A 284-nucleotide genomic window follows, 5' to 3' on the forward strand; every position below is an offset into this window, starting at 1 on the left:
CTCGATGATCTCAAACGTGCCCTCCCCGAACGCCGCGACGATGCGCTTGGCCATGGCCGGACCGATGCCACGCATGTGGCCGGACGCGAGGTACTTCTCGATGCCCTCCACCCCGGTGGGCGGCGTGACCTTGAGGGTGTCAGCCTTGAACTGCACGCCGTGCTGGCGATCCGTGTGCCAGATGCCGGTGGCGGTGATCCACTCGCCAGCCGCGATGGCGGGGGCATGCCCGATCACCGGGACGAGGTCACGCTTGCCCCGGGCCTGGACCTTGAGCACGCAGA

General features: G+C 68.3%; 1 pseudogene. It reads right to left on the reverse strand.

The features are described from left to right. A pseudogene (locus MKK65_RS31460) lies at window positions 1-284 on the reverse strand (ATP-dependent RecD-like DNA helicase); the annotation flags it as partial.

This window comes from Methylobacterium sp. J-001, from assembly GCF_022829565.1.
Lineage (GTDB): Bacteria > Pseudomonadota > Alphaproteobacteria > Rhizobiales > Beijerinckiaceae > Methylobacterium.